This is a genomic window from Micromonospora tarensis (assembly GCF_016803395.1).
Classification (GTDB): Bacteria; Actinomycetota; Actinomycetes; order Mycobacteriales; family Micromonosporaceae; genus Micromonospora; species Micromonospora tarensis.
The window spans coordinates 1-25711 of sequence record NZ_JAEVHL010000039.1 but is presented as its reverse complement, the minus strand read 5'-3'; the positions used below and the strand labels follow the sequence as shown (position 1 = coordinate 25711).

The window sequence follows — 25711 nt, the reverse complement described above, 5'->3', positions numbered from 1 at the left end:
GGGGCGGCCCCGGCACGGCCCACAACCACAATTCCTCGAAATTACCCCCTAAAGGGACAATGACTCCTACTCTGGGCGACATGGTGTATCGGTACGAGTCCGATGAGGACGCTTTCGAGGAGTACCCGGGGTCCGGGGCCGACCTGTCGATGCCCGGCGCCAATCCGCCACCGCCGGCCGGGCCCTCGCCCTCACGCTTCCCCACGCCGTCGCTGCCCCGGCCGAATCAGCTCTCGCTGCCCTCGTCGCAGCCCCTGCCGACGCGCGGCGAACTGTCGCAGCCCCTGCCGACGCGCGGCGACCTGTCGCAGCCGACGCGGGTCGAGGCCTCGGAACCGGTGCCGACCCATGCCGAGATTCCACCCCCGCCGCCCCGCAGCCAGATCTACACCTCCGCGACGCCGGTGGAGCCCACCGGTCGGCGCGGCGGCGGCCGGCTGTGGCAGGTGCTGGTCGGCGGAGCGGCGGTGCTGGTGTTGCTCGCCCTCTGCGGCCTGGGTGCCGCCGCGCTCCTCACCGACCGCGGCCAACAACCGCAGAGCGACCCGACGTTCCAACCGAACGCCGCCCCGACGTCCGCCCCGGCGGAACGGCTGGCCCTCGACTCGCGGGACACCGACCAGGCGCCACTCACCGCCAAGGAACTCTTCCCGAGCAAGGAGCTGAAGCTGACCGACGGTCAGCCGAGCTACCGGGTACTCAAGACCCAGTCCAGCGGTAGCTGCGCCGTCGCCGCCACCGACGAGGTCGCCGACCTGCTGGTCCGACTCGGCTGCAACCAGGCCGTCCGGGCCACCCTGAGTACGCCCGACGGCGAGCACCTGGTCACCGCCGGCCTGTTCAACCTCACCGACAAGGTCAGCGCGGAACGAGCCAGGGACCGGCTCCGTCAGGTGCTCGACGAGCGGCAGGGCCGCTTCCGTGGCCTGACCGGGAACGACGGCGACGGCACCGAGGTGTTGACCACCGCCCCGGCCCGGGTCGGCTGGCAGGTGCGGGGCCACTACCTGGCGTACGCGCTTGTGGTTCGCAAGGACGGTGCGACGGTCAAGGCGGGCGACGCCAAGGTTCGCGAGATCCTGTTCGACATGATCGAGCTGCACCTCAGCCGGGGCGTGCTGCAACAGCGCGCCGACGGTGGCACCGCCGCCCAGCCGACGGCGGCACCGAGCGGCAGCACCGCCTCCCAGGGCGGCAGCACCGGCGACCGGGAGTTGCCGGGCGACTGATCGCCGACGGTCAGCCCTCGACCGGAACCCGGAGCCGACGGGTGAGATCCGCGCGACGGGCGTACTCGGCCGGATCGGCCGGGTAGCCGACGGCGACCAGGGTCAACCCATGCGCCGGGGCCACCGTCACCTCGCTGGACCGCTCCCGATGGACGAGCAGGCTGCCCGGCCACTCGACCGGACGACGGCCGTCCCCGGCCACCAGCATCGCCCCCACCAGGCTGCGCACCATCGCCTGGCAGAACGCGTCGGCCTGCACTGTCGCGACCAGGATGCCGTCCGGGTCGCGGCGCCAGTCCAGCCGGGTCACCTCGCGCAGCGTGGTGGCGTTCTCCTTGCGCCGGCAGTACGCGGCGAAGTCGTGCTCCCCCACCAGGCCGGCCGCGGCGGCGTTCAGCGCGGCCAGGTCCAGCGGCTTCGGCCAGGCCAGCACCTCGTGACGGCGCAGCGGCTCGGCACCGAAGGGCGCGTCGGTGACCCGGTACTCGTAGCGCCGGAAGGTGGCCGAGAACCGGGCGTCGAAGTCGGCCGGCACCTCGGTCATCGCCCGTACCCGCACGTCGGTGGGGAGCAGCCGGGCCAGCCGACGCAGCAGACGTCCCTCGTGCTGCCGCCAGACGTCGACGGGCAGATCCAGGTGGCACACCTGCCCGGTGGCGTGCACCCCGGCGTCCGTCCGGCCGGCCACCGTCAGCCCGGTCGCCGTACCGGCGCCGAGGACCAGGTCCAGGGTCTCGACGAGCACCCCCGCGACGGTGCGCCGGGTCGGCTGGGCGGCCCAGCCGGAGAAACCGGTGCCGTCGTACGAGACGTCCAGCCGTAGCCGGATCCGCTCGTCCACCTCGTACCTCCTGTTACGGGTCGGGCCCGACACCCCGATGGGGTGCCGGGGCGACGTTGCCCTTGATCAGGCCTTGTTCTCGGTGGCCTCGTCGCTGTCCTCGCGAGCGGCGTCGGTGTCACCGGACGCCGACACCGGCGGCTCGGAGTCCTGGTCGGCCGGGGCCGACTGCGGGGCGTCCTCGGCCGGGGCGAGCGCCTCGACCTTGTCCTGCTGCGCGGCCTTGCGGGCGGCGGTCTTCTTGTTCGCCTTCGGCTCGGCGACCTGAAGCTCCTCGACCAGCTCGATGATGGCCATCGGCGCGTTGTCACCCTTGCGCGGACCGGTCTTCACGATCCGGGTGTAACCGCCGGGGCGGTTGGAGTACCGGGGCGCGATCTGGTCGAACAGGGCGTACACGACGTCCTTGTCCTTGACGACACCCAGCACCCGCCGACGCGAGGCGAGGTCACCGCGCTTGGCCTTGGTGATGAGCTGCTCGGCCAGCGGACGCAGCCGCCGAGCCTTCGTCTCGGTGGTCTGGATCTTGCCGTGCTGGAACAGCGCAGTGGCCAGGTTGGCCAGCATCAGCCGCTCGTGCGAGGGGCTGCCGCCGAGGCGGGGGCCCTTGGTGGGCGTGGGCATTTTTGGTGCTCCTCAGTTGTGGCGGCAGCGCGGACTAGAGCTGCTCGGTCTCGCGGTAGTCGTCGGTGTCGTAGTCGGCCTCGCCGAAGGTGTCCACGACGTGCGCCGGGTCGAAGTTCGGAGCCGAGTCCTTCAGCCCGAGACCCATCCCGGCGAGCTTCATCTTGACCTCGTCGATCGACTTCTGACCGAAGTTGCGAATGTCGAGGAGGTCGGCCTCGGTACGCCCGATGAGCTCACCAACGGAGTTGATGCCCTCGCGCTTGAGGCAGTTGTAGGAGCGAACGGTGAGGTCCAGCTCCTCGATCGGCAGGGCGAGGTCCGCGGCCAGCTGGGCGTCCTGCGGGGACGGCCCGATGTCGATGCCCTCGGCGGTCTCGTCCAGCTCCCGGGCCAGCCCGAACAGCTCCACAAGCGTCGAACCGGCGGAGGCCAGCGCGGTACGCGGGCCCATCGACGGCTTGGTCTCGACGTCGATGATCAGCCGGTCGAAGTCGGTGCGCTGCTCGACACGGGTCGCCTCGACGCGGTAGGTCACCTTCAGCACCGGCGAGTAGATCGAGTCGACCGGGATCCGGCCGATCTCGGCGCCGGACTGCTTGTTCTGCGCCGCCGTCACGTAGCCCCGGCCCCGCTCGACGGTCAGCTCCATGTCGAGCCGGCCCTTGCCGTTCAGGGTGGCGAGCTTGAGATCCGGGTTGTGCACCGAGACGCCGGCCGGGGGCTGGATGTCGCCCGCGGTCACGTCGCCCGGGCCCTGCTTGCGTAGGTACATGCTGACCGGCTCGTCGTGCTCGGAGCTGACGCACAGCTCCTTGATGTTCATGACGAGCTCGACCACGTCCTCCTTGACACCGGGGATCGTGGTGAACTCGTGCAGCACACCGTCGATCTTGATCGAGGTGACGGCCGCGCCCGGGATCGACGACAGCAGCGTACGCCGCAGCGAGTTGCCCAGGGTGTAGCCGAAGCCCGGCTCCAGCGGCTCGATGGCGAACCGCGACCGGGTCTCGTTGATCGACTCCTCAGAGAGGGAGGGTCGCTGGCTGATGAGCATCTTTTCTCTTCTCTTCCGGGGACGCCCGCTATTTGACGCCCACGACACAAACCGTTCCGGTGGCCCGCCCCGAGGGGCGGGCCACCGGACGAGCTCGGACTACTTGGAGTAGAGCTCGACGATCAGCTGCTCCTGGACCTGCGTGTCGATGACCTGCCGGGCCGGGAGGGAGTGCACGAGCACCTTCATCTGGCTCGGGATGGCCTCAAGCCACGCCGGAACCGCCCGCGAACCCGCCTGGGCCTGCGCGACGACGAACGGGGTGAGCTCCTTGCTCTTGCCCCGAACCTCGATGATGTCGTGCTCCTTGACGCGGTACGACGGGATGTCGACCTTCTTGCCGTTCACCGTGAAGTGACCGTGCTTGACCAACTGGCGGGCCATGTCCCGCGAGTGGGCGTAGCCGGCCCGGTAAACGACGTTGTCCAGCCGCGACTCGAGGATCTGGAGGAGGACCTCACCGGTCTTGGCCTGCTTGCCGACGGCTTCCTCGTAGTAACCGCGGAACTGCTTCTCCAGCACGCCGTAGACCCGACGGGCCTTCTGCTTCTCGCGGAGCTGGAGCAGGTACTCCGTCTCCTTGGTGCGGCCGCGGCCGTGCTGCCCGGGCGGGAACGGCCGGGACTCGAACGGGCACTTCGGACCATCGCACTTGCTGCCCTTGAGGAACAGCTTCATCTTCTCCCGCCGGCAACGGCGGCAGTCAGCACCGGTGTAACGAGCCATCTCTCTCTACCTCTCAGACCCGACGACGCTTAGGCGGACGGCATCCGTTGTGCGGCTGCGGGGTGACGTCGGCGATCTGGCCGACCTCCAGCCCGACGGCCTGCAGCGAACGGATAGCGGTCTCCCGGCCGGAGCCGGGGCCCTTGACAAACACGTCGACCTTGCGCATGCCGTGCTCCATGGCGCGACGCGCGGCGGCCTCGGCGGCCAGCTGCGCGGCGAACGGAGTCGACTTGCGGGAGCCCTTGAAGCCCACCTGGCCAGCGGAGGCCCAGGAGATGACCGCACCGGTCGGGTCCGTGATGGACACGATGGTGTTGTTGAACGTGCTCTTGATGTGCGCCTGCCCGTGGGCGACGTTCTTGCGTTCCTTGCGCCGGACCTTCTTGACAGCGGCTCCGGCACGAGCCTTCGGTGGCATAAGTCTGTGCGCTCCTAGTTGACTTTCCGGATCGGGCCGCGGGGTCCGGTCTTCCCAGACCCGACATCGACCCGAATTCCGGTCAAAATCTACTTCTTGCCGGGCTTCTTCTTGCCGGCGACGGTCCGCTTCGGGCCCTTGCGGGTCCGCGCGTTGGTCTTGGTCCGCTGGCCACGCACGGGCAGGCCCCGGCGGTGCCGGATGCCGGCGTAGCAGCCGATCTCAACCTTGCGGCGGATGTCAGCGGCGACCTCGCGGCGCAGGTCGCCTTCAACCTTGTAGTTGCCCTCGATGTGGTCGCGGAGCTGCACGAGCTCCTCGTCCGTGAGGTCCCGAGCGCGCTTGTCCGGCGAGATGCCGGTGGCGGCGAGCGTCTCCAGGGCGCGGGTGCGACCGACCCCGAAGATGTAGGTGAGCGCGATCTCCATCCGCTTCTCGCGGGGGAGATCCACGCCGACTAGACGTGCCATGTGCGGGCGTACTCCTTGTGATGTGTGGCGGAGGTGTGGACCCGTCCCACCCCGCTACCGGCCGTCCCGTCTTTCCGACGCGTGAGCGCCGGCGACCGGGATCGGTCGCTGCCCGAGCGGGCCCCGGCCTCCGACCGGGGGTCAGCCACGCGGAGGTACGTCTGGCGTACCGCTCGCGGCTGGGACGAGCATGTGTGATGTGTGTGTCGCTGGGGATCTGCCCGGACCAACGCCACCCGGCCGTGCTCCGGCCGGACGGGCTGAGTCAGCCCTGGCGCTGCTTGTGGCGCGGGTCGCTGCAGATGACCATGACCCGGCCGTGCCGGCGGATAACCCGGCACTTGTTGCAGATCCTCTTGACGCTCGGCTTGACCTTCACGGTTGCCTTACTTCCCATCTGGCCCGGGGACGCGATACGCGACACCGGACGTCGAAGACGGACACGGGACTTCCCGGCCGTCGTCAGGACTACTTGTAGCGGTAGACGATGCGCCCGCGGGTCAGGTCGTACGGCGAGAGTTCGACGACGACCCGGTCCTCCGGAAGAATGCGGATGTAGTGCTGCCGCATCTTGCCGCTGATGTGAGCCAACACCTTGTGACCGTTCGCGAGTTCCACCCGGAACATGGCGTTGGGCAGGGGCTCGATGACCCGACCCTCGATCTCAATGGCTCCGTCTTTTTTCGGCATGTCCTCCGCTGTCCTGACGTCGATTGCTCCGGGCGGCCCACAACGTCTTACACGGACATCTGAGCAGTGTCAGAAGCCCGCGCCAGCCGCGGCTCCGGCTCCCACCGAAGCGCAGGGTGGGCATGCCGGAGTGGACGCTGTGCGCCGATCTGAAAGTGTACGCCCGCCGGCAGGCGCCCGCCAAACCGCCCACCCACCCCGGCCAGCCCAGCCCCGGAGATCCCGGTTGATCATGAAGTTGTCGTCACCACAAGCCGTGATCGACGACGACCACTTCCACGATCAACCAGCTTGGCAGTTGTCCGGTTTGGGGGGTTTGCGGTGGGGTTCGCCACTGGTGAGGCCGGTGACAGTGCGGATCAGCAGCACCGCGCCCCACGGGCCGGCCACCCAGACCGGCCAGAAGTAGAGCAGCTCCCGGCTGAGCAGGGAGGTCACCGCCCAGATGGTCACCACGACGGCGACCACGTTCAGGTACGGCAGCCACACCTCGGCCAACCAGCGGGCCGTGCCACCACGGGTGGTCACCGGGACGGGCGGACCCGCCGGCGGGTCGACCGCCGGCGCGCTGGCCGCCGCCGGGGCCAGACCGGAACGCTGCGGCGGCGTCACCGGCGGCAGGTCGGTGAGCAGCGCCTCAAGCTCGGCGTACGTGCGTGCCGCATAGGCCTGCCGCAACCGCTCGTCGTACTCGTGGAGGTCCAGTCGGCCTTCGTTGAGGGCGATCCGCAACCGTTCGGCCACCGCCTCGCGGTCCGCGTCCGCGGCTCGCATCCCGTCGCGCCCGTCCATGCCGGCAAGCATGCCACCGCCGCGCCAGCCCCGCCCCGTCCGCGCATCGGCCCCTTGATCGACTCGGGTTCAGGGAACCCGGCCCAGCAAAGGCGGTCGGACACCGCGGCTTCCAGGATCCCGGGTCGACCAAGCGCCAAACTGGCCACCGTGCCGCTCGCCCGGTCGGACCAGCCAGGCTCGGCCGACCCCGGCAGGACCGGTCAGGCGGTCGTCGAGACGGCGGGCTGGCGGGCGGTGACCAGGTCGCCCAGTCGGGCCCGGCCGCCGTCGAAGGCGGTGAGGACCCAGACCCCGTCCGGCAGCAGGGCCATCGAATGCTCCACGTGCGCCGCCATCGAACCGTCCCGGGTGACCACCGTCCACCCGTCGGCCAACTCGACGGTACGCGGAGACGCCATGGTGATCATCGGCTCGATGGCCAGTGCCAGGCCGGGGACCAGTCGGGGACCCTTGCCCGGCCGACCGTGGTTCAGCACGTGCGGGTCCTGGTGCATCTCGGTGCCGATGCCGTGCCCGCCGTACCCGTCGACGATGCCGAACCGCCCACCCTTGCGCACAGCGGTCTCCACCGCGTGCGAGATGTCGGTGAGTCGGCCCTTGCCACTGGCCGCGCCACGCGCGGCGGCGGCGATACCGGCCCACATCGCGTCCTCGGCGACCGCGGCCATCGTCAGCAACGCCGGGTCGACCTCGCCGACCCCGACGGTGATCGCGGCGTCGCCGTGCCATCCGTCCAACACCGCGCCACAGTCGATCGAAATCAGGTCGCCGTCCTGGAGCACCTGCTTCGGCGACGGGATCGCGTGCACGACCTGCTCGTTGACCGAGGAGCAGATCGACGCCGGAAAGCCGTGATAGCCCTTGAACGAGGGAACGGCACCCGCCTCGCGGATGGTCGACTCGGCGATGGCGTCCAGATCGGCGGTACTCACACCGGGGGCCACGGCCTCGCGCATCCGGCGCAACGCCTCGGCCACCACCAGCCCGGCGGCCCGCATCTTCTCGATCTGGTCAGGGGTCTTCAGCTGGATGTCCAGCTGGGGACGACGCATGGAGCGATTACCTTTCGTTGCCGAACAGCGGGGCACGTCAGGCGTACCCCGCTGTCCGCACTCTATCCGCCGTGGCTCGGCCGGACCTCAGCCGCCGTACGACCGCAGTGCGTCGATGGCCCGGGTGGTGACGTCCTCCACCGGCCCGGTGGCATCGATCCCGACCAGCTTGCCCTGAGCGCCGTAGTAGTCGACCAGGGGCGCGGTCTTCTCGCTGTACTCCCGGAGCCGCGTGGCGATCGTCTCCGGCTTGTCGTCGTCGCGCTGGAACAGCTCGGCGCCGCACCGGTCACAGACCCCCGGACGCGTGGTGGCGTCGAACTCGACGTGCCAGATCTTGCCGCAGCCCCGGCAGGTACGCCGACCGGACAGCCGCCGAATCACCTCGTCGTCGTCGACGACCAACTCCAGGACCAGGTCCAGGGCGGTGCCCAGATCGGCGAGGAGCTTGTCCAGAGCGGCGGCCTGCGGAGTCGTCCGCGGGAAGCCGTCGAGCAGGAACCCCTCGCTGGCGTCGGGCTCGGCCAGCCGGTCCCGGACCATGTTGATGGTGACCTCGTCCGGGACCAGCTCGCCCGCGTCCATGTACCGCTTCGCCTCGACACCGAGCGGCGTGCCCTGGGTGACGTTCGACCGGAAGATGTCCCCGGTCGAAATCTTCGGCACCGAGAGGTGCGCGGCGATGAACTCGGCCTGTGTGCCCTTGCCCGCGCCCGGCGGGCCAACCAGAACGAGTCTCATCTACCGCAGGAACCCTTCGTAGTTCCGCTGCATGAGTTGGCTCTCGATCTGCTTCACGGTCTCCAGACCGACGCCGACCATGATGAGCACAGCGGTGCCGCCGAACGGGAAGTTCTGGTACTGCTGGTTGTCCAGCCAGATGAAGAAGAAGTTCGGCAGGATCGAGATGATGCCGAGGTAGAGCGCACCCGGCAGGGTGATCCGGCTGAGGATGAAGTCCAGGTAGTCGGCGGTCGGCTTACCCGGGCGGATGCCCGGCACGAAGCCGCCGTACTTCTTCATGTTGTCCGCGACCTCGGTCGGGTTGAACGTGATCGACACGTAGAAGTACGTGAAGAAGATGATCAGCAGGAAGTAGACCGCGATGTAGATCGGGCTGCTCGGGTTGACCAGGTTGTTCTGGATCCACGCCTGGGTCTTGCCCGGGTCGTTCTGGTCGAAGAACTGCAGGGCCAGCTGCGGCAGGTAGAGCAGCGACGAGCCGAAGATGACCGGGATCACACCGGCCTGGTTGACCTTCAGCGGGATGTAGGTCGAGGTGCCGCCGTACATCCGCCGGCCGATCATCCGCTTGGCGTACTGCACCGGGATCCGGCGCTGCGCCTGCTCGATGAAGGTGACCGCGGTGATGACCACCAGGACCAGCGCGATGACCAGGGCGAACATGTCCCAGCCCTTGCTGGTCTTGATCTGCCAACCCTCGCTGGGCAGCCGGGCCGCGATCGAGGTGAAGATCAGGACGGACATGCCGTTGCCGACGCCGCGGTCGGTGATCAGCTCGCCGAGCCACATGACCATGCCGGTGCCGGCGGTCATCGTCATCACCAGGATGGCCAGGGTCAGCCAGTCCGGGATGCCGGTGCCGGTGGGGATGATCGGGAACTGGTCGCAGCGGTTCTGGAACAGCTGACCCGAACGGGCCAACGCCACGAACGCCGAGGCCTGCAGCACACCGAGACCCAGGGTCAGGTAGCGGGTGTACTGGGTGATCTTCGCCTGGCCGGCCTGGCCCTCCTTGCGGAGCTGCTCCAGGCGCGGGATCACGACGGTCAGCAGCTGCAGGATGATCGACGCGGTGATGTAGGGCATGATGCCCAGCGCGAAGACCGAGAGCTGTAGCAGCGCTCCGCCGGAGAAGAGGTTGAGCAGGTTCAGCACCCCGGTGGTGTCACCCTGGATGCTGTCGAGGCACTTCTGCACGTTGCCGTACGAGACGCCTGGGCTGGGGAGCGTCGCACCCAGCCGGTAGACCGCGATGATGCCTACTGTGAACAGCAGCTTCTTGCGCAGGTCAGGCGTACGGAACGCACTGAGAAAGGCGGACAGCAACTTCTTCCTCCTGCGCGAGGCGGGCCGCCGGTGATCCCTGGCGGGTCGGGGTGGATCACGGGCGAGTGCCCGCAATCCATGGCTGGGATGGGACTCTAACAGCCCCAACCCGGTCCGGGCAGATGTGCCCGACTACATAAATCGATTCCGATATTACCCGGCGCTCATAGCCCCAGGCAGACCATGGCGCCCGCCAGTTGCTCTCAACTGGACGGGCGCCATGGGGTGGTACGCCTTACAGCTCGGTGGCGGAGCCACCGGCGGCGGCGATCTTCTCCTTGGCCGACGCACTGAACGCGTGCGCCGACACCTGGAGCGTCACACCGCCGAGGTCCCCGGTGCCGAGGACCTTGACCGGGTGACCCTTGCGGACCGCGCCGGCCTCGACGAGCTCCAGCGGGCCGACCTGACCACCGTTCGGGAACAGCTCAGCGAGTCGGTCCAGGTTGACCACCTGGAAGACCACCTTGAACCTGTTCTTGAAGCCCTTCATCTTCGGCAGGCGCATGTGGATGGGCATCTGCCCACCCTCGAACGCCGCCGAGATGTTCTTGCGGGCCTTGGAGCCCTTGGTACCGCGACCGGCGGTCTTGCCCTTGGAACCCTCACCGCGACCCACCCGGGTCTTCGCGGTCTTGGAACCGGGCGCCGGGCGCAGGTGGTGAACCTTGATCGTCATTACTCGACCTCCTCGACCTTCACGAGGTGGTTGACCGTGAAGATCATGCCGCGGATCTCGGGCCGGTCCTCCTTGACCACCACGTCGTTGATCCGCTTGAGACCGAGCGACCGCAGCGAATCACGCTGGTTCTGCTTGGTCCCGATACCGGACCGGAGCTGGGTGACCTTCAGGCGTGCCATCAGGACGCCACCCCCGCCCGCGACGCCAGCATGGCGGCCGGCGCGACGTCCTCCACCGGCAGGCCACGACGCGCCGCGACCTGCTCGGGGGACTCAAGCCCCTTCAGGGCCGCCACGGTGGCGTGCACGATGTTGATCGGGTTCGACGAGCCGAGGCTCTTGGAGAGCACGTCGTGGATGCCCGCGCACTCCAGCACGGCACGCACCGGACCACCGGCGATGACACCCGTACCGGCCGAGGCCGGCTTGAGCAGCACCACGCCAGCGGCGTCCTCACCCGTCACCGGGTGCGGAATCGACTGGCCGATCCGCGGAACCTTGAAGAAGTGCTTCTTGGCCTCCTCGACACCCTTGGCGATGGCCGCGGGCACCTCCTTGGCCTTTCCGTAGCCCACGCCGACCGTGCCGTCGCCGTCGCCCACGATCACCAGGGCGGTGAAGCTGAAGCGACGACCACCCTTCACGACCTTGGCGACGCGGTTGATCGCGACGACCCGCTCAAGGTGCGGGGTCTTCTCGACGGGCGCGTTTCCGCGGCCGCCCTCACGGCGGTTGTCGCGGCGACCACCCTCGTTGCCACCGGACCCGCCGCCACGGCGCTGTTGACCTGGCATCAGCAGCCTTCCTTATCTCTCGTGACGGGGTTGTTAGAACTCGAGCCCGGCTTCGCGGGCGGCGTCGGCAAGCGCGGCGACCCGCCCCGCGTACCGGTTGCCACCGCGGTCGAAGACGACCTTGGAGACGCCAGCGGCCTTGGCCCGCTCGGCGAGCAGAGCGCCCACCTTGCCGGCGAGGGCGCTCTTGTCGCCCTCCGCACCGCGCAGCGAGGCGTCCAGGGTCGACGCCGACGCCAGGGTGTGACCCTTGGTGTCGTCGACGACCTGGGCGACCATGTGCCGCAGCGAACGGGTGACGACCAGGCGCGGACGCTCGGCCGTACCGGTGACGTTCTTGCGGACGCGGAAGTGTCGACGCGCACGCCCGACGGCGCGCTTGGCGGCGACACCGCGGCGGCGCTTGAGCAGCGTGGCGCTCACTTCTTACCTGCCTTTCCGGCCTTGCGGCGGATGACCTCGCCCTGGTACTTCACGCCCTTGCCCTTGTAGGGCTCCGGCGGGCGGATCTTCCGGATGTTGGCGGCGACCTCACCGACCTGCTGCTTGTCGATGCCAGCCACGTGGAACAGGGTCGGCCGCTCCACCGTGAAGGTGATGCCCGCCGGGGCGGGGACGACCACCGGGTGCGAGAACCCGAGCGCGAACTCGAGGTCCGAACCCTTGGCGGTGACCCGGTAACCGGTGCCGGCGATCTCCAGGCTCTTGCGGTAGCCCTCGGTGACCCCGACGATCATGTTGGCGACCAGTGTACGGCTCAGGCCGTGGAGCTCCTTGGCCTTGCGCTCGTCGTTCGGCCGGTTGACGCTCAGCTGCCCATCCTCGGCCCGCTCGATCGTGATCGGCTCGGCGAGGGTGTGCTGGAGCTGGCCCTTGGGGCCCTTGACCTTGACGGTCTGCCCGTCGATCGTGATGTCGACGCCGGCTGGTACCGGGATCGACTTACGTCCAATTCGCGACATTTCTACCTGTCTCCCGTTACCAGACGAAGGCGAGGACTTCCCCGCCAACACTCCGCTTGCGGGCCTGCCGGTCGGTCAGCAGCCCCTGGGACGTCGAAATGATCGCCACGCCCAGCCCACCGAGCACCCGCGGGAGCCCGTCCGACTTGGCGTACACCCGGAGACCGGGCTTGGACACGCGCTTGATGCCGGCCAGGCTCCGCTCGCGGTTCTGGCCGTACTTCAGCTCGACGACCAGTCGCTTGCCGACGGCGCCCTCCTCGGGCTCCTCGACCGACCAGGTGGCGATGTAACCCTCGGCCTTCAGGACCTCGGCGATGTTCGCCTTGATCTTGGAGTAGGGCATCTTCACCTGGTCGTGGTACGCCTGGTTGGCGTTACGCAGACGCGTGAGCATGTCTGCGATCGGGTCGGTCATCGTCATGGATTTCGTCAGCCTTTCTCGCCGGGGTTCCCGGGGCATCAGCCCCGGGCCTACGGCGAAGAGCAATACCTAATCGGTGCAGGAGTTCCCGGCCGACGGCCGGGACGCGGTCGCCCTTACCAGGAAGCCTTGGACACGCCCGGCAGCTCACCGCGGTGAGCCATCTCCCGGATGCAGACCCGGCAGAGCCCGAACTTGCGGTAGACCGCCTTCGGACGCCCGCACCGCTGGCAGCGGGTGTACGCGCGAACCGAGAACTTCGGCTTCGCGGCCGCCTTGATGATCAGCGCCTTCTTGGCCATCTCAGTTCTCCTTGAACGGGAAGCCCAGGAGCTTGAGCAGCGCCCGGCCCTCGTCGTCGGTCGTGGCGGTCGTGACCACCGTGATGTCCATGCCCCGCTGCCGATCGATCTTGTCCTGATCGATCTCGTGGAACACCGACTGCTCGGTCAGACCGAACGTGTAGTTGCCGTGCCCGTCCAGCTTGCGCCCGTCCAGACCGCGGAAGTCGCGAATACGCGGCAGCGCGATGGAGAGCAGCCGGTCCAGGAACTCCCACATCCGGTCGCCACGAAGGGTGACCTTCGCGCCGATCGGCATGCCCTCGCGGAGCTTGAACTGCGCGATGGACTTGGTCGCCCGCCGCACCTGCGGCTTCTGGCCGGTGATCGTGGCGAGGTCGCGGACCGCACCATCGATCAGCTTGGCGTCGCGAGCGGCCTCGCCGACACCCATGTTGACGACGATCTTGACCAGCCGCGGCACCTGCATGGGGTTGCCGTAGCTGTGCTGCTCACGCAGCTGGGCCACGATCTCGTTGCGGTACCGCTCCTTGAGGCGCGGCATGGTCTTTTCGGTAGCCGTGGTCATCACAGGTCCTTACCGGTGCTACGCGCGATGCGGACCTTCTGGCCGTTGTCGTCGATCCGGTAACCGACGCGGGTCGGCTTGCCGTCGGAGTCCAGGACCTGCACGTTCGAGACGTGGATCGGGGCCTCCTGGGTGACGATGCCGCCGGTCTTGGCGCCACGCTGGGTGGTGCTGATGCGGGTGTGCTTCTTGACCCGGTTCACGCCCTCGACCAGGACCTTGTCCTGCCGCGGGTAGGCCGCGATGACCTTGCCCTTGGCACCCTTGTCCTTGCCGGCGATGACGACGACCGTGTCGCCCTTCTTGACCTTCACGGTCACAACACCTCCGGCGCGAGGGAAATAATCTTCATGAACCGCTTGTCCCGCAGCTCCCGGCCCACCGGGCCGAAGATACGGGTACCACGCGGGTCCCCGCCGTCCTTGATGATGACGGCGGCGTTCTCGTCGAAGCGGATGTACGAGCCGTCCGGCCGCCGCTTCTCCTTGGCCGTGCGAACGACGACCGCCTTGACGACGTCGCCCTTCTTCACACCGGCACCCGGGATGGCGTCCTTGACCGTGGCCACGATGACGTCGCCGATGCTCGCGTAGCGCCGACCCGAGCCACCGAGAACCCGGATGCACAGGATCTCCCGAGCACCCGTGTTGTCGGCGACGCGCAGTCGCGACTCCTGCTGAATCACGTCTATCTCCTATGTCTGCCGGTTCTCCGGCCGCCGTGGCGGCCGGAGCCTGGCGGAACCAACGCCCGACGCAACGCCGGGCGAGCTCGAGCCTTCGCTACTTGGCCTTTTCCAGGATCTCCACGATCCGCCAACGCTTGGTGGCGCTCAGCGGCCGGGTCTCCATGATGAGAACCCGGTCACCGGTGCCAGCGGCGTTCTGCTCGTCGTGCACCTTCAGCTTGCTGGTACGGCGCATGATCTTGCCGTACAGCGCGTGCCGAACCCGGTCCTCGACCTCGACCACGACGGTCTTGTCCATCTTGTCGCTGACCACCAGGCCCTCACGGACCTTGCGGCGGGACCGCGCGGTGGCGGTGGCGGTGTCTTCGGTCATGATGCAGTCACCTCAGTCGGCGCGGCCGAGAGCCCCAGCTCGCGCTCGCGCATGATCGTGTAGATCCGGGCGATCTCCCGACGGATGACCTGCAACCGCCGGTTGTTGTCCAGCTGCCCGGTCGCGGCCTGCACGCGGAGGTTGAACAGCTCCGCCTTGGCCTCCCGCAGCTTCGTGACCAGCTCCTCCTCGGAGAGCTCACGCAGCTCGGTCGCCTTAACGCCCGCTGCCATCAGGATTCACCCACTTCGCGCGTAACAATGCGGCACTTCATCGGGAGCTTGTGGATCGCGCGACGCATAGCCTCACGCGCGATCTGCTCGTTGGGGAAGGACATCTCGAAGAGAATCCGACCCGGCTTGACGTTGGAGACCCACCACTCCGGCGAACCCTTACCGGAACCCATCCGGGTCTCGGCAGGCTTCTTGGTGAGGGCCTGGTCCGGGAAGATCGTGATCCAGACCTTGCCGCCACGCTTGATGTGACGGGTCATCGCGATACGCGCCGACTCGATCTGGCGGTTGGTCACGTACGCCGGCTCGAGAGCCTGGATCCCGAACTCGCCGAACACCACCCGGTTACCACCCTTGGACGCGCCACTGCGGTCCGGGTGGTGCGGCTTGCGGAAGCCCTTCGGGGGCTTGCGCGGCATCAGCATCTGTCAGCCCTCCTGCTGCGTTTCTGCCGGAGCAGCCGCGGCGGCGACAGCGGAGCTGTCCACCGGCTCGCCGCTCGGCGTCTCGGCCTGCTGCGCGATGGTGGTCGCAGCAGCACGACCGGCCTCGGTGCCACCAGCCGTGGTGCCGGACGAACCCGACCGGCCACGACGCGGACGCTCGGGACGGTCGCCACGCTCACCACGACGCGGGCGGGACGGACCGGCCTCGGCCGGAGCCTCCCGGCCCGGGACGGCGTCGCCCTTGTAGATCCAGACCTTCACACCGATCCGACCGAACGTGGTACGGGCCTCGAAGAAGCCGTACTCGATGTTGGCCCGCAGCGTGTGCAGCGGAACCCGGCCCTCACGGTAGAACTCGGTCCGGCTCATCTCGGCGCCACCGAGGCGACCCGAGACCTGAACCCGGATGCCCTTGCAGACCGGGTTCTTCATCGCCGACTGCATGGCCTTGCGCATCGCCCGACGGAAGCTGACCCGGCTGGACAGCTGCTCGGCCACGCCCTGCGCGACCAGCTGAGCGTCCGACTCGGGGTTCTTCACCTCGATGATGTTCAGCTGAACCTGCTTGCCGGTGAGCTTCTCCAGCTCGCCGCGGATCCGGTCGGCCTCCGCACCCTTACGGCCGATGACGATGCCCGGCCGGGCGGTGTGGATGTCGACCCGGACCCGGTCGCGGGTGCGCTCGATGTCGACCTTGGAGATCCCGGCGCGCTCGAGGCCCTTGGACATCATGCGGCGGATCTTGACATCCTCGCCGATGTAGTCCTTGTAGAGCTTGTCCGCGAACCAACGAGACTTCCAGTCGGTCGAGATGCCGAGCCGGAACCCAGTGGGGTGAACCTTCTGACCCATTACTCGGCGTCCTCCGTCTTGCTCTGCGCTTCGGCCGGTGCGGCCTCCGTGGCCGGGGCGGCCTTCTTCGCCGCGGCCTTCCTCGGCGCTGCCGGCGCGACCGCTTCGACCGCCACAGTGATGTGGCAGGTGCGCTTGCGGATTCGGTACGCCCGACCCTGCGCCCGCGGCTGGAACCGCTTCATCGTCGGACCCTCGTCCACGAAGGCCTCGCTGACGAGCAGCGCGTCGGGGTCCAGCCGCTCGTTGTTCTCCGCGTTGGCGATCGCGCTAGCGAGCACCTTGTACACCTGCTCGCTCGCAGCCTGCGGCGCGAACTGCAGCACCGTGAGCGCCTCCTTCGCGGGCAGGCCGCGGACGAGGTTGACCACCCGGCGCGCCTTCATCGGCGAGATGCGCACGTGCCGCGCAACCGCCCGCGCGCCCGGAAGCACCGGAGCGTCGCCCTTTCCTGGCATCGCTGTAACCCCTTGTTCCCTCTATCCGTATGCCCGCGGCGTCAGCGCCGACGGCTCTTCCGGTCGTCCTTCTCGTGACCCTTGAACGTGCGGGTCAGCGCGAACTCGCCGAGCTTGTGCCCGACCATCGCCTCGGTCACGAACACCGGGACGTGCTTGCGTCCGTCGTGCACGGCGATCGTGTGCCCGAGCATCTCGGGGATGATCGTCGAGCGCCGCGACCAGGTCTTGATCACGTTCTTGGAGCCCTTGTCGTTCTGGACTTCCACCTTCTTGAGCAGGTGGTCGTCGACGAACGGGCCCTTCTTCAGGCTGCGAGGCATGTCTTATCTCCCTCAGCCGCGCTTACGCGTGGCGTAGCGACGGCGGACGATCAGCCGGTCACTCGGCTGGCCCTTACGGCGGGTGCGGCCCTCGGGCTTACCCTGCGGGTTGACCGGGTGGCGACCACCGGAGGTCTTACCCTCACCACCACCGTGCGGGTGGTCGACCGGGTTCATGGCGACACCACGGACGGTGGGGCGCTTGCCCTTCCACCGCATCCGGCCGGCCTTACCCCAGTTGATGTTCGACTGGTCGGCGTTGCCGATCTCGCCGACGCTGGCGCGGCAGCGCACGTCCACCCGCCGGATCTCACCGGACGGCATACGCAGGGTCGCGTACGCGCCCTCGCGGCCGAGCAGCTGGATGCCGACGCCGGCGGACCGGGCCAGCTTGGCCCCGCCACCCGGACGCAGCTCCACGTTGTGGATCGTGGTACCGACCGGGATGTTGCGCAGCGGGAGGTTGTTACCCGGCTTGATGTCGGCGCCCGGGCCGGACTCGACGCGGTCGCCCTGCTTCAGGTCCTTCGGCGCGATGATGTACCGCTTCTCGCCGTCGGCGTAGTGCAGCAGCGCGATGCGCGCCGTGCGGTTCGGGTCGTACTCGATGTGAGCGACCTTCGCCGGCACGCCGTCCTTGTCGACCCGCTTGAAGTCGATCAGACGGTACTGGCGCTTGTGACCGCCACCGTGGTGCCGCGCGGTGATCCGGCCGTGGGCGTTACGCCCGCCCTTCTTCGGCAGCGGAACCAGCAGCGACTTCTCCGGCGTGGACCGGGTGATCTCGGCGAAGTCCGCGACACTCGAGCCACGTCGGCCCGGCGTCGTCGGCTTGTACTTACGGATAGCCATTGTCTACACCCCTCAGCTGACCGGGCCGCCGAAGGCCTCGATGCGGTCACCGTCAGCCAGCTTCACGATCGCCCGCTTGGTCGCCTTGCGCTGACCGAAGCCGGTCTTGGTGCGCTTGCGCTTACCCTGGCGGTTGAGCGTGTTGACCGTCAGGACGCGGACGTTGAAGATCTGCTGGATAGCGATCTTGATCTCGGTCTTGTTCGCGTCCGGGTGCACCAGGAAGGTGTACCAGTTCCGGTTCAGCTCGCTGTAGCTCTTCTCCGAGACGACCGGCGCCACGATGATGTCGCGCGGGTCGGCGATCGTGCTCACTTGCCACCCTCCTCGGTGGTCTCGGCGGGCACGCCCAGGAACTCGTCCAGGGCGTCCTTGGTGAAGACCACGTCGTCGGCCACCAGCACGTCGTACGTGTTCAGCTGGCCGGACTCGATCAGGTGCACCCGCGGCTCGTTGCGCAGCGACACCCAGTTCAGCTCGTCGGTGCTGCCCAGCACGACCAGGACCCGACGGGCCTCGGTGAGCTTGGTCAGCGTGGCCAGGGCGGCCTTGGTCGACGGCTTCTCGCCCGAGACGAACGCCTCGACGACGTGCACCTGCCCGGCGCGGGCCCGGTCGGAGAGGGCACCCCGCAGCGCGGCGGCCTTCATCTTCTTCGGGGTCCGCTGGCTGTAGTCGCGCGGCACGGGACCGTGCACGACGCCACCGCCGGCGAACTGCGGCGCGCGGATCGAGCCCTGCCGGGCGCGACCGGTGCCCTTCTGCTTGTACGGCTTCTTGCCGCCGCCGGCGACCTCGCCGCGGGTCTTGGTCTTGTGCGTGCCCTGTCGGGCCGCCGCGAGCTGGGCCACCACGACCTGGTGCATCAGCGCGACGTTGGCCTGCACGTCGAAGATGTCCGCCGGCAGCTCGACCGAGCCGCTGGTGGTGCCTTCGACGGTGCGCACGTCAACGGTGGTCACTTGGCCGCACCGCCCTTCTTCACCTTGCTCTTGGCCGCGGTACGGACCAGAACCAGCGCGCCCTTGGGACCAGGAATGGCACCCCGGACGAGCAGGAGGTTGTTCTCGGTGTCGACCGCCTGGACGGTGAGGTTCTGCACGGTGTAGCGCACGCCACCCATCCGACCGGCCATCCGGGTGCCCTTGAAGACACGACCCGGAGTGGCGCAGGCGCCGATGGAACCGGGCGAGCGGTGCTTGCGCTCGACACCGTGACCGGCACCCAGGCCGTGGAAGCCGTGCCGCTTCATCGGGCCGGCGTAGCCCTTGCCCTTGGTCTTGCCGGTGACGTCGATGGTGACGCCGACCGGGAACTCCTCGACCGTGACTTCCTGGCCGAGCGAGTACTCCCCCGCGTCAGTGGTGCGCAGCTCGACGATGTGCCGGCGCGGCGCCACGTCCGCCTTGGCGTAGTGCCCGCTGATCGGCTTCTTGACCTTGCGCGGGTCGATGGTGCCGTAGGCCAACTGGACCGCGGAGTAACCGTCCTTCTCGGCGCTACGAACCTGGCTGATGACGCACGGGCCGGCCTCGACCACGGTCACGGGAACAACACGGTTGTTGTCCCAGACCTGGGTCATGCCGAGCTTGGCGCCCAGGATCCCCTTGACTTGCCTGTCCATTTGTCCGGTCCCTACAGCTTGATCTCGATGTCGACGCCAGCCGGCAGGTCGAGGCGCATGAGCGAGTCGACCGTCTTCGGGGTCGGGTCGATGATGTCGATCAGCCGCTTGTGCGTGCGCATCTCGAAGTGCTCGCGCGAGTCCTTGTACTTGTGCGGCGAGCGGATAACGCAGAAACGGTTGATCTCCGTGGGCAGCGGCACCGGGCCCGCGACCTGCGCCCCGGTGCGCGTCACCGTCTCGACGATCTTCCGAGCCGAGGAGTCGACGACCTCGTGGTCATAGGCCTTGAGCCGGATGCGGATCTTCTGTCCCGCCATGGTGGCTTCTGTTCCTTCTCTCGATGCCGCTGTGTTGCGGGCGCTGTACCGGCTGGTACAGGCCCACTTCGCCGACCCCCGCGGTCGGGCGTGTCGCGCCCTCGGGCCGAGCTCCGCCCCGTGCCTCCGGAGTGGTGCTGACCGCGCGGTGGGTCAAGGCGCCGATCGCATTACCGCGACCTGAACGCCGTGCGAGGTGGTTGGCGACTGGGCCGCCAACCACCCTACGCTCGACTGACTCGCCACCCGGAGGTTCAGCGAAAGCCGAACACAGGCGACGAACTGTCGTTACGCAACCTGACTAGTATGCCGCACGACCGGCGGCGGGTCTAATCGGGGTTACCTAGTTCACTTGACGATCTTGGTGACGAACCCGGCGCCGACGGTGCGGCCACCCTCGCGGATCGCGAACTTGAGGTTCTCCTCCATGGCGATGGGCTGGATCAGCTTCACCGACATGGAGGTGTTGTCACCCGGCATGACCATCTCGGTGCCCTCGGGGAGGGTGACGACACCGGTGACGTCCGTGGTCCGGAAGTAGAACTGCGGACGGTAGTTCTGGAAGAACGGGGTGTGGCGGCCACCCTCCTCCTTGGAGAGGATGTAGACCGTCGCCTCGAACTCCGTGTGCGGGGTGGTGGTGCCCGGCTTGATCACGACCATGCCGCGCTCGACGTCCTCGCGCTTGGTACCACGCAGCAGCAGGCCGACGTTCTCACCTGCGCGGGCGTCGTCCAGGGTCTTCCGGAACATCTCGATCGCGGTGACCTTGGTCTTGAAGCCCTTCTCGCGGATGCCGACGACCTCGACGTCCTCGTTCGGCAGCAGCACGCCGCGCTCCACCCGACCGGTGACGACGGTGCCACGACCGGTGATCGTGAACACGTCCTCGACGGGCATGAGGAACGGCTTCTCGGTCTCGCGCTCCGGCTGCGGGATCGCGGTGTCAACCGCGCTCATCAGCTCAAGCAGCTTCTCGGTCCAGACCGGGTCACCCTCGAGCGCCTTCAGCGCGGAGACCTGGACGACCGGCAGGTCGTCACCCGGGTACTCCTGCGAGGAGAGCAGCTCGCGGACCTCGAGCTCGACGAGCTCCAGGAGCTCCTCGTCGTCGACCATGTCGCTCTTGTTGAGCGCCACGACGATGTACGGCACACCAACCTGACGGGCCAGCAGCACGTGCTCGCGGGTCTGCGGCATCGGGCCGTCGGTCGCCGCGACCACCAGGATCGCGCCGTCCATCTGCGCGGCACCGGTGATCATGTTCTTGATGTAGTCCGCGTGGCCGGGGCAGTCGACGTGCGCGTAGTGCCGCGCCTCGGTCTGGTACTCGACGTGCGCGATCGAGATCGTGATACCGCGGGCCTTCTCCTCCGGCGCCTTGTCGATCTCGTCGAACGGCGTGTAGGGGTTCAGGTCGGGGTACTGGTCGTGCAGGACCTTGGTGATGGCCGCCGTCAGCGTCGTCTTACCGTGGTCGATGTGACCAATGGTGCCGATGTTGACGTGCGGCTTAGTCCGCTCGAACTTAGCCTTCGCCACTGGTGTCCTCCTGTGGACTTCTTGGTTCGTACGCCCGGCGCGCCGGTCGGCGCTTAGGACTCTGTCGACAGCCTTTCCGGCCTGAACGGCCGGAGAGCCTTTGTGGGTTCTGCGGCGATGAAGCCTACAGGCCCGGTCTCACGCGATCCGATCGTGGTGGCCGCGGGCGGGTGAACCCTCCCGCGACCAACCACGAATCACCTGCTCAGGGAGCTACTCGCCCGTTGCCTTCGCGATGATCTCCTTCGCGACGCTCTGCGGAACCTCGGCGTAGGAGTCGAACTGCATGCTGTAGCTAGCCCGGCCCTGGGTCTTCGACCGCAGGTCGCCGACGTAGCCGAACATCTCCGACAACGGCACCAGGGCCCGGACGATGCGGGCGCCGCTGCGCTCCTCCATCGCCTGGATGATGCCGCGGCGGGAGTTGAGGTCACCGATGACGTCACCCATGTTCTCCTCAGGAGTGGTGACTTCAACGGCCATCATCGGCTCGAGCAGTGCCGGATCGGCCTTGCGGGCCGCGTCCTTCATCACCATCGAGCCGGCGATCTTGAATGCCATTTCCGACGAGTCGACCTCGTGGTACTGGCCGTCCAGCAGGGTCAGCTTCACGCCGACCAGCGGGAAGCCCGCGAGGATGCCGTACTGCAGCGCGTCCTGCGCACCGGCGTCCACCGAGGGGATGAACTCCCGGGGGATGCGGCCGCCGCTGACGGCGTTGGCGAACTCGTAGGTCGGCGAGTCGTTGTCCAGCGGAAGCGGCTCGACGCTCACGATCACGCGGGCGTACTGGCCGGAACCACCGGTCTGCTTCTTGTGCGTGTACTCGACCTTGTCCACCTTGCGGCGGATGGTCTCGCGGTACGCCACCTGCGGCTTGCCGACGTTGGCCTCGACGTTGAACTCGCGGCGCATCCGGTCGACCAGGATGTCCAGGTGCAGCTCACCCATGCCGGAGATGACCGTCTGACCGGTCTCCTCGTCCAGCTGGACGCGGAAGGTCGGGTCCTCCTCGGCCAGGCGCTGGATGGCCGTGCCCAGCTTCTCCTGGTCGGACTTGGTCTTCGGCTCGATCGCCACCGAGATGACCGGCTCCGGGAAGGTCATCGACTCCAGGATGACCGGGTTCGCCGGGTCGGAGAGAGTGTCGCCGGTGGTGGTCTGCTTGAGACCCTGCACGGCGATGATGTCGCCGGCCTGCGCCGACGGACGCTCTTCCCGCTTGTTGGCGTGCATCTGGTAGATCTTGCCGATCCGCTCCTTGCGGTCCTTGGTGGAGTTGACCACCTGGGAACCGGAATCGAGCGTGCCGGAGTAGACCCGCACGTAGGTGAGCTTGCCCAGGTGCTTGTCGGTCTGGATCTTGAAGGCCAGGCCGGAGAAGGGCTCCGAGTTGGACGGCTTACGCAGCAGCGGGGTCTCGCCATCGGTGGCCGTACCCTCGATCGCCGGAACGTCCAGCGGCGACGGCAGGAAGTCGACAACGGCGTCGAGCATGGGCTGGACGCCCTTGTTCTTGAACGCCGAGCCGCACAGCACCGGGTTGGCCTTGCCGGCGATGGTGGCACGCCGGATGGCGGCCTTGATCTCCTCGACGGAGACCTCTTCGCCTTCCAGGTACTTCTCCATCACCGAGTCGTCGACGTCGGCGAGGGTCTCCATCAGCTTCTCGCGCCACTCGGCAGCGGAGTCGGCCAGGTCGGCCGGGATCTCCTCGACCGCGTAGTCCTCACCCTTCTGGGTCTCCCCGCGCCAGGTGAGGGCGCGCATGCCGATCAGGTCGACGACACCGATGTGGTCACCCTCGAGCCCGATCGGGATCTGGAGCACCAGCGGGGTGGCGTTCAGCCGGTCGATCATCATCTGCACGCAGCGGAAGAAGTCGGCGCCGGTCCGGTCGAGCTTGTTGACGAAGCACATCCGCGGGACGTTGTACTTGTCGGCCTGCCGCCAGACGTTCTCCGTCTGCGGCTCCACGCCGGCGACACCGTCGTAGACCGCGACCGCACCATCCAGGACCCGCAGCGACCGCTCGACCTCGACCGTGAAGTCGACGTGGCCAGGCGTGTCGATGATCTGGATCGTGTGGCCCTTCCACTCACACTTGGTAGCAGCGGAGGTGATGGTGATACCACGCTCCTGCTCCTGCTCCATCCAGTCCATGACGGCAGCGCCCTCGTGGACCTCACCGATCTTGTACGTGATGCCGGTGTAGAACAGGATTCGCTCGGTGGTCGTGGTCTTACCGGCATCGATGTGCGCCATGATGCCGATGTTGCGTACGTTGGCGAGCGCGTCTGCGGCGGCCACTTCAATCCCTACTTATCGTCGTCTCGACTCAACTGGTGGCGGTTCCGGCGCCCGGAGGCGCCGGAACCAGGGTGTTACCAGCGGTAGTGCGCGAAGGCCTTGTTGGACTCGGCCATCTTGTGCGTGTCCTCGCGCCGCTTGACGGCGGCACCGAGGCCGTTGCTCGCGTCCAGCAGCTCGTTCATCAGCCGCTCGACCATGGTCTTCTCGCGCCGGGCGCGGGAGTACGTCACCAGCCAGCGCAGGCCCAGGGTGGTCGCCCGGGTCGGGCGGACCTCGACCGGAACCTGGTAGGTGGCGCCACCGACACGACGGCTACGCACCTCGAGGGTCGGCTTGACGTTGTCCATCGCCCGCTTGAGGGTGACGACCGGGTCGGTGCCGGACTTCTCGCGGCAGCCCTCGAGGGCCGCGTACACGATCGACTCGGCGAGCTGACGCTTGCCGCGCAGCAGGATCTTGTTCACCAGCTGGGTGACCAGCGGCGAGTTGTACACCGGGTCAGCGACCAGCGGCCGCCGCGGAGCGGGTCCCTTACGCGGCATGTCAGCTCTTCTCCTTCTTCGCGCCGTAACGGCTGCGCGCCTGCTTGCGGTTACGGACACCCTGGGTGTCCAGCGAGCCGCGAACGATCTTGTAACGCACGCCGGGGAGGTCCTTCACCCGGCCACCGCGAACGAGCACGATCGAGTGCTCCTGCAGGTTGTGACCGACGCCGGGGATGTAGGCGGTCACCTCGATCTGGCTGCTGAGCTTCACGCGAGCGACCTTGCGCAGCGCCGAGTTCGGCTTCTTCGGGGTGGTGGTGTACACGCGGGTGCACACGCCGCGCCGCTGAGGGGAACCCTTCAGCGCCGGGGTCTTGGTCTTGGTCGTCTTCGCCTGGCGGCCCTTTCGGACCAGCTGCTGGATCGTGGGCACCGGGTTTCTCCGCTCCCTTCGGCCGCGTTCGCGGCCGCGCCGTCTGCTCGTTAGCCGGCCTGATGACCGGCTCTCCTACATTCCGACCAGGGCCGCCTCACGGAGGCCCCGGCACCCGCGGTCGGGCGTGTCGCCCTCGTCACGGCCCCGTTGCGCCGCTCTCGCGTGCGTACCGGGTTTGTGTCACCGGCGCGCGGGTCGCCCCGCCCCGGATCTTTGGCTTTGTCGTGCCGCCGCCCGGACTCCGGATGCAGCGCACGCACGAGTTGCCCGGGCATGCCCGGGCACAAGGGGAAAGAGTACCTACCACAACCGCCCAGGTCAAAACGGAATGGCCCGGCGACTGTCACACACTCGCCGGCCGAATCTCGTTCTGCCCCGTCGCCCGCGATGGCACCTACGAACACAAGTGTACCGGCTTCCCCGCAGAAGCACCCGTCGCCCCCGGTGGGCACCGGAAAGGCTCCGCACGAGACCGCGGTCAGGTGCAAGAGCAGAGGAGGGGCGCCCTCAGGTGAACGCCAGGAGCAACGCCAGCCCCAGGCCCAGGAGGCTGAGCAGGACTCCGGCCGCGCCACAGCTGATCCCGGCCATCGCCAACCCTCGACCGGTGAACCGGACCGTGGCGGCCGCGGCCGGGCGGCGGATCTGCCGTTGGCCGACCAGCCCGGTGACGACCGCCGCCGCACCGGCCAGCACACCGAGCGCGGCGAACGCCCCGGAGGCCCACGCACCGCCCTCGTCCACGAACGCCACCCCGAAGCAGATCACCAGCAGCGAGACCAGGACCGACGCGATCCCCGCCACCAGCGACCCGATGGCGAGCCCGGAGGTGACCGGCGCCACGTCCAGGTGCACGACGCCGAACGGCGTACCCGGCACCGTCTCCACCCGCTTCGGCGGTCGCCGTTGGTCGTCGGTGGGCGGCGGTGGCACCGCGGCGCCACCCCACCCGCCAGCGTGACCCGGCGGCGGACCCCAACCGGGCGGCCCCGACCGCGGCGACCCCAACCCGGCGGGCCCGACCCCGGCGGACCCCAAACCGGCGGCCCCGACGGCGGCG

The 25711-nt window shown here is 68.2% G+C and carries 39 protein-coding genes; 1 reads left to right on the top strand and 38 read right to left on the bottom strand.

What is annotated here, in order from left to right:
• The first annotated feature begins 80 nt into the window (after positions 1 to 80).
• On the top strand, positions 81 to 1229 hold the full coding sequence (locus tag JM949_RS11370) for a hypothetical protein (protein WP_238432972.1): 1149 nt from the start codon (positions 81 to 83) through the stop codon (positions 1227 to 1229).
• A 10-nt stretch (positions 1230 to 1239) separates the two neighbouring features.
• On the opposite strand, the gene truA is transcribed toward JM949_RS11370, so the two are convergent.
• From truA to JM949_RS11180, 38 genes are all read right to left on the bottom strand, one after another.
• Positions 1240 to 2070 (bottom strand): tRNA pseudouridine(38-40) synthase TruA, encoded by an 831-nt coding sequence (gene truA, locus JM949_RS11365; RefSeq protein WP_203148349.1) that lies wholly within the window; start codon positions 2068 to 2070, stop codon positions 1240 to 1242.
• A 66-nt stretch (positions 2071 to 2136) separates the two neighbouring features.
• On the bottom strand, positions 2137 to 2694 hold the full coding sequence (gene rplQ, locus JM949_RS11360; protein ID WP_203148348.1) for a 50S ribosomal protein L17: 558 nt from the start codon (positions 2692 to 2694) through the stop codon (positions 2137 to 2139).
• A 34-nt stretch (positions 2695 to 2728) separates the two neighbouring features.
• Positions 2729 to 3751: a DNA-directed RNA polymerase subunit alpha gene (locus JM949_RS11355; RefSeq protein ID WP_007465227.1), complete on the bottom strand. Its 1023-nt coding sequence runs from the start codon at positions 3749 to 3751 to the stop codon at positions 2729 to 2731.
• A 99-nt stretch (positions 3752 to 3850) separates the two neighbouring features.
• Positions 3851 to 4477: a 30S ribosomal protein S4 gene (gene rpsD, locus JM949_RS11350; protein WP_179781028.1), complete on the bottom strand. Its 627-nt coding sequence runs from the start codon at positions 4475 to 4477 to the stop codon at positions 3851 to 3853.
• Positions 4478 to 4490: 13 nt separating this feature from the next.
• On the bottom strand, positions 4491 to 4898 hold the full coding sequence (rpsK, locus tag JM949_RS11345) for a 30S ribosomal protein S11 (protein ID WP_030329919.1): 408 nt from the start codon (positions 4896 to 4898) through the stop codon (positions 4491 to 4493).
• An 89-nt stretch (positions 4899 to 4987) separates the two neighbouring features.
• Positions 4988 to 5368 carry a 30S ribosomal protein S13 gene (gene rpsM, locus JM949_RS11340; protein ID WP_007465236.1) on the bottom strand — a complete coding sequence of 127 codons (381 nt, stop codon included), beginning with the start codon at positions 5366 to 5368 and terminating at the stop codon, positions 4988 to 4990.
• Positions 5369 to 5633: 265 nt separating this feature from the next.
• Positions 5634 to 5747 carry a 50S ribosomal protein L36 gene (gene rpmJ, locus JM949_RS11335; protein WP_043965539.1) on the bottom strand — a complete coding sequence of 38 codons (114 nt, stop codon included), beginning with the start codon at positions 5745 to 5747 and terminating at the stop codon, positions 5634 to 5636.
• An 89-nt stretch (positions 5748 to 5836) separates the two neighbouring features.
• Positions 5837 to 6058: a translation initiation factor IF-1 gene (gene infA / locus JM949_RS11330; protein WP_007073013.1), complete on the bottom strand. Its 222-nt coding sequence runs from the start codon at positions 6056 to 6058 to the stop codon at positions 5837 to 5839.
• 282 nt (positions 6059 to 6340) lie between these two features.
• Complete coding sequence (locus JM949_RS11325; RefSeq protein ID WP_238432971.1) at positions 6341 to 6850, bottom strand: DUF1707 SHOCT-like domain-containing protein; 510 nt, start codon at positions 6848 to 6850, stop codon at positions 6341 to 6343.
• A gap of 203 nt (positions 6851 to 7053) precedes the next feature.
• Positions 7054 to 7905 carry a type I methionyl aminopeptidase gene (gene map, locus JM949_RS11320; RefSeq protein ID WP_203148346.1) on the bottom strand — a complete coding sequence of 284 codons (852 nt, stop codon included), beginning with the start codon at positions 7903 to 7905 and terminating at the stop codon, positions 7054 to 7056.
• An 87-nt stretch (positions 7906 to 7992) separates the two neighbouring features.
• Positions 7993 to 8646 (bottom strand): adenylate kinase, encoded by a 654-nt coding sequence (locus JM949_RS11315; RefSeq protein ID WP_203148345.1) that lies wholly within the window; start codon positions 8644 to 8646, stop codon positions 7993 to 7995.
• Positions 8647 to 9975 (bottom strand): preprotein translocase subunit SecY, encoded by a 1329-nt coding sequence (secY, locus tag JM949_RS11310; protein WP_203148344.1) that lies wholly within the window; start codon positions 9973 to 9975, stop codon positions 8647 to 8649.
• Positions 9976 to 10210: 235 nt separating this feature from the next.
• Positions 10211 to 10654, bottom strand: a complete 444-nt coding sequence (gene rplO / locus JM949_RS11305; RefSeq protein ID WP_203148343.1) for a 50S ribosomal protein L15 — start codon at positions 10652 to 10654, stop codon at positions 10211 to 10213.
• Positions 10654 to 10836, bottom strand: coding sequence for a 50S ribosomal protein L30 (gene rpmD, locus JM949_RS11300; protein ID WP_030329904.1), 183 nt, complete (start codon positions 10834 to 10836; stop codon positions 10654 to 10656). Before rpmD ends, rplO begins: the two co-directional genes overlap by 1 nt.
• Positions 10836 to 11450 (bottom strand): 30S ribosomal protein S5, encoded by a 615-nt coding sequence (gene rpsE / locus JM949_RS11295; protein ID WP_013288621.1) that lies wholly within the window; start codon positions 11448 to 11450, stop codon positions 10836 to 10838. Before rpsE ends, rpmD begins: the two co-directional genes overlap by 1 nt.
• A 33-nt stretch (positions 11451 to 11483) precedes the next feature.
• A complete protein-coding gene (rplR, locus tag JM949_RS11290) occupies positions 11484 to 11873 on the bottom strand; it encodes a 50S ribosomal protein L18 (RefSeq protein ID WP_203148342.1) in 390 nt (129 codons plus the stop codon).
• A complete protein-coding gene (gene rplF / locus JM949_RS11285) occupies positions 11870 to 12412 on the bottom strand; it encodes a 50S ribosomal protein L6 (protein ID WP_124860508.1) in 543 nt (180 codons plus the stop codon). The genes rplR and rplF overlap by 4 nt, the downstream gene beginning before the upstream one ends.
• Positions 12413 to 12428: 16 nt before the next feature.
• Complete coding sequence (rpsH, locus tag JM949_RS11280; protein WP_007465270.1) at positions 12429 to 12836, bottom strand: 30S ribosomal protein S8; 408 nt, start codon at positions 12834 to 12836, stop codon at positions 12429 to 12431.
• Between the two features lie 116 nt (positions 12837 to 12952).
• Positions 12953 to 13138: a type Z 30S ribosomal protein S14 gene (locus JM949_RS11275; protein WP_007465272.1), complete on the bottom strand. Its 186-nt coding sequence runs from the start codon at positions 13136 to 13138 to the stop codon at positions 12953 to 12955.
• A 1-nt stretch (position 13139) separates the two neighbouring features.
• Positions 13140 to 13706: a 50S ribosomal protein L5 gene (gene rplE, locus JM949_RS11270; protein ID WP_088987580.1), complete on the bottom strand. Its 567-nt coding sequence runs from the start codon at positions 13704 to 13706 to the stop codon at positions 13140 to 13142.
• A complete protein-coding gene (gene rplX / locus JM949_RS11265; RefSeq protein ID WP_007465276.1) occupies positions 13706 to 14026 on the bottom strand; it encodes a 50S ribosomal protein L24 in 321 nt (106 codons plus the stop codon). The genes rplE and rplX overlap by 1 nt, the downstream gene beginning before the upstream one ends.
• Positions 14023 to 14391, bottom strand: coding sequence for a 50S ribosomal protein L14 (rplN, locus tag JM949_RS11260; protein WP_007073026.1), 369 nt, complete (start codon positions 14389 to 14391; stop codon positions 14023 to 14025). The genes rplX and rplN overlap by 4 nt, the downstream gene beginning before the upstream one ends.
• Before the next feature lie 97 nt (positions 14392 to 14488).
• Positions 14489 to 14767, bottom strand: a complete 279-nt coding sequence (gene rpsQ / locus JM949_RS11255; RefSeq protein ID WP_112584814.1) for a 30S ribosomal protein S17 — start codon at positions 14765 to 14767, stop codon at positions 14489 to 14491.
• Complete coding sequence (rpmC, locus tag JM949_RS11250) at positions 14764 to 15000, bottom strand: 50S ribosomal protein L29 (RefSeq protein ID WP_007465283.1); 237 nt, start codon at positions 14998 to 15000, stop codon at positions 14764 to 14766. Before rpmC ends, rpsQ begins: the two co-directional genes overlap by 4 nt.
• Complete coding sequence (rplP, locus tag JM949_RS11245; RefSeq protein ID WP_121653126.1) at positions 15000 to 15425, bottom strand: 50S ribosomal protein L16; 426 nt, start codon at positions 15423 to 15425, stop codon at positions 15000 to 15002. The genes rpmC and rplP overlap by 1 nt, the downstream gene beginning before the upstream one ends.
• Before the next feature lie 3 nt (positions 15426 to 15428).
• Complete coding sequence (gene rpsC, locus JM949_RS11240; protein WP_145778898.1) at positions 15429 to 16298, bottom strand: 30S ribosomal protein S3; 870 nt, start codon at positions 16296 to 16298, stop codon at positions 15429 to 15431.
• Positions 16298 to 16756: a 50S ribosomal protein L22 gene (gene rplV, locus JM949_RS11235; RefSeq protein WP_007465297.1), complete on the bottom strand. Its 459-nt coding sequence runs from the start codon at positions 16754 to 16756 to the stop codon at positions 16298 to 16300. Before rplV ends, rpsC begins: the two co-directional genes overlap by 1 nt.
• A 41-nt stretch (positions 16757 to 16797) precedes the next feature.
• Positions 16798 to 17079 (bottom strand): 30S ribosomal protein S19, encoded by a 282-nt coding sequence (rpsS, locus tag JM949_RS11230; protein WP_007465299.1) that lies wholly within the window; start codon positions 17077 to 17079, stop codon positions 16798 to 16800.
• Positions 17080 to 17091: 12 nt separating this feature from the next.
• Entirely contained in the window at positions 17092 to 17931 is an 840-nt protein-coding gene (gene rplB, locus JM949_RS11225) for a 50S ribosomal protein L2 (RefSeq protein WP_203148341.1), read from the bottom strand.
• A 12-nt stretch (positions 17932 to 17943) separates the two neighbouring features.
• Entirely contained in the window at positions 17944 to 18246 is a 303-nt protein-coding gene (rplW, locus tag JM949_RS11220; RefSeq protein WP_007465304.1) for a 50S ribosomal protein L23, read from the bottom strand.
• Positions 18243 to 18893 carry a 50S ribosomal protein L4 gene (gene rplD, locus JM949_RS11215; protein ID WP_203148340.1) on the bottom strand — a complete coding sequence of 217 codons (651 nt, stop codon included), beginning with the start codon at positions 18891 to 18893 and terminating at the stop codon, positions 18243 to 18245. Before rplD ends, rplW begins: the two co-directional genes overlap by 4 nt.
• Positions 18890 to 19555, bottom strand: coding sequence for a 50S ribosomal protein L3 (gene rplC / locus JM949_RS11210; RefSeq protein WP_203148339.1), 666 nt, complete (start codon positions 19553 to 19555; stop codon positions 18890 to 18892). The genes rplD and rplC overlap by 4 nt, the downstream gene beginning before the upstream one ends.
• A gap of 11 nt (positions 19556 to 19566) precedes the next feature.
• Entirely contained in the window at positions 19567 to 19875 is a 309-nt protein-coding gene (gene rpsJ / locus JM949_RS11205; RefSeq protein ID WP_007073037.1) for a 30S ribosomal protein S10, read from the bottom strand.
• A 348-nt stretch (positions 19876 to 20223) separates the two neighbouring features.
• Positions 20224 to 21417: an elongation factor Tu gene (gene tuf / locus JM949_RS11200; RefSeq protein WP_203148338.1), complete on the bottom strand. Its 1194-nt coding sequence runs from the start codon at positions 21415 to 21417 to the stop codon at positions 20224 to 20226.
• 213 nt (positions 21418 to 21630) lie between these two features.
• Complete coding sequence (gene fusA / locus JM949_RS11195) at positions 21631 to 23727, bottom strand: elongation factor G (protein ID WP_203148337.1); 2097 nt, start codon at positions 23725 to 23727, stop codon at positions 21631 to 21633.
• 74 nt (positions 23728 to 23801) lie between these two features.
• Positions 23802 to 24272 carry a 30S ribosomal protein S7 gene (gene rpsG / locus JM949_RS11190; protein ID WP_007465317.1) on the bottom strand — a complete coding sequence of 157 codons (471 nt, stop codon included), beginning with the start codon at positions 24270 to 24272 and terminating at the stop codon, positions 23802 to 23804.
• 1 nt (position 24273) lies between these two features.
• Positions 24274 to 24648 (bottom strand): 30S ribosomal protein S12, encoded by a 375-nt coding sequence (rpsL, locus tag JM949_RS11185; protein ID WP_007465318.1) that lies wholly within the window; start codon positions 24646 to 24648, stop codon positions 24274 to 24276.
• 510 nt (positions 24649 to 25158) lie between these two features.
• The gene (locus JM949_RS11180) at positions 25159 to 25530 is read right to left on the bottom strand and encodes a hypothetical protein (protein ID WP_203148357.1); all 372 of its coding nucleotides are present in this window, start codon (positions 25528 to 25530) and stop codon (positions 25159 to 25161) included.
• Positions 25531 to 25711: the final 181 nt, after the last annotated feature.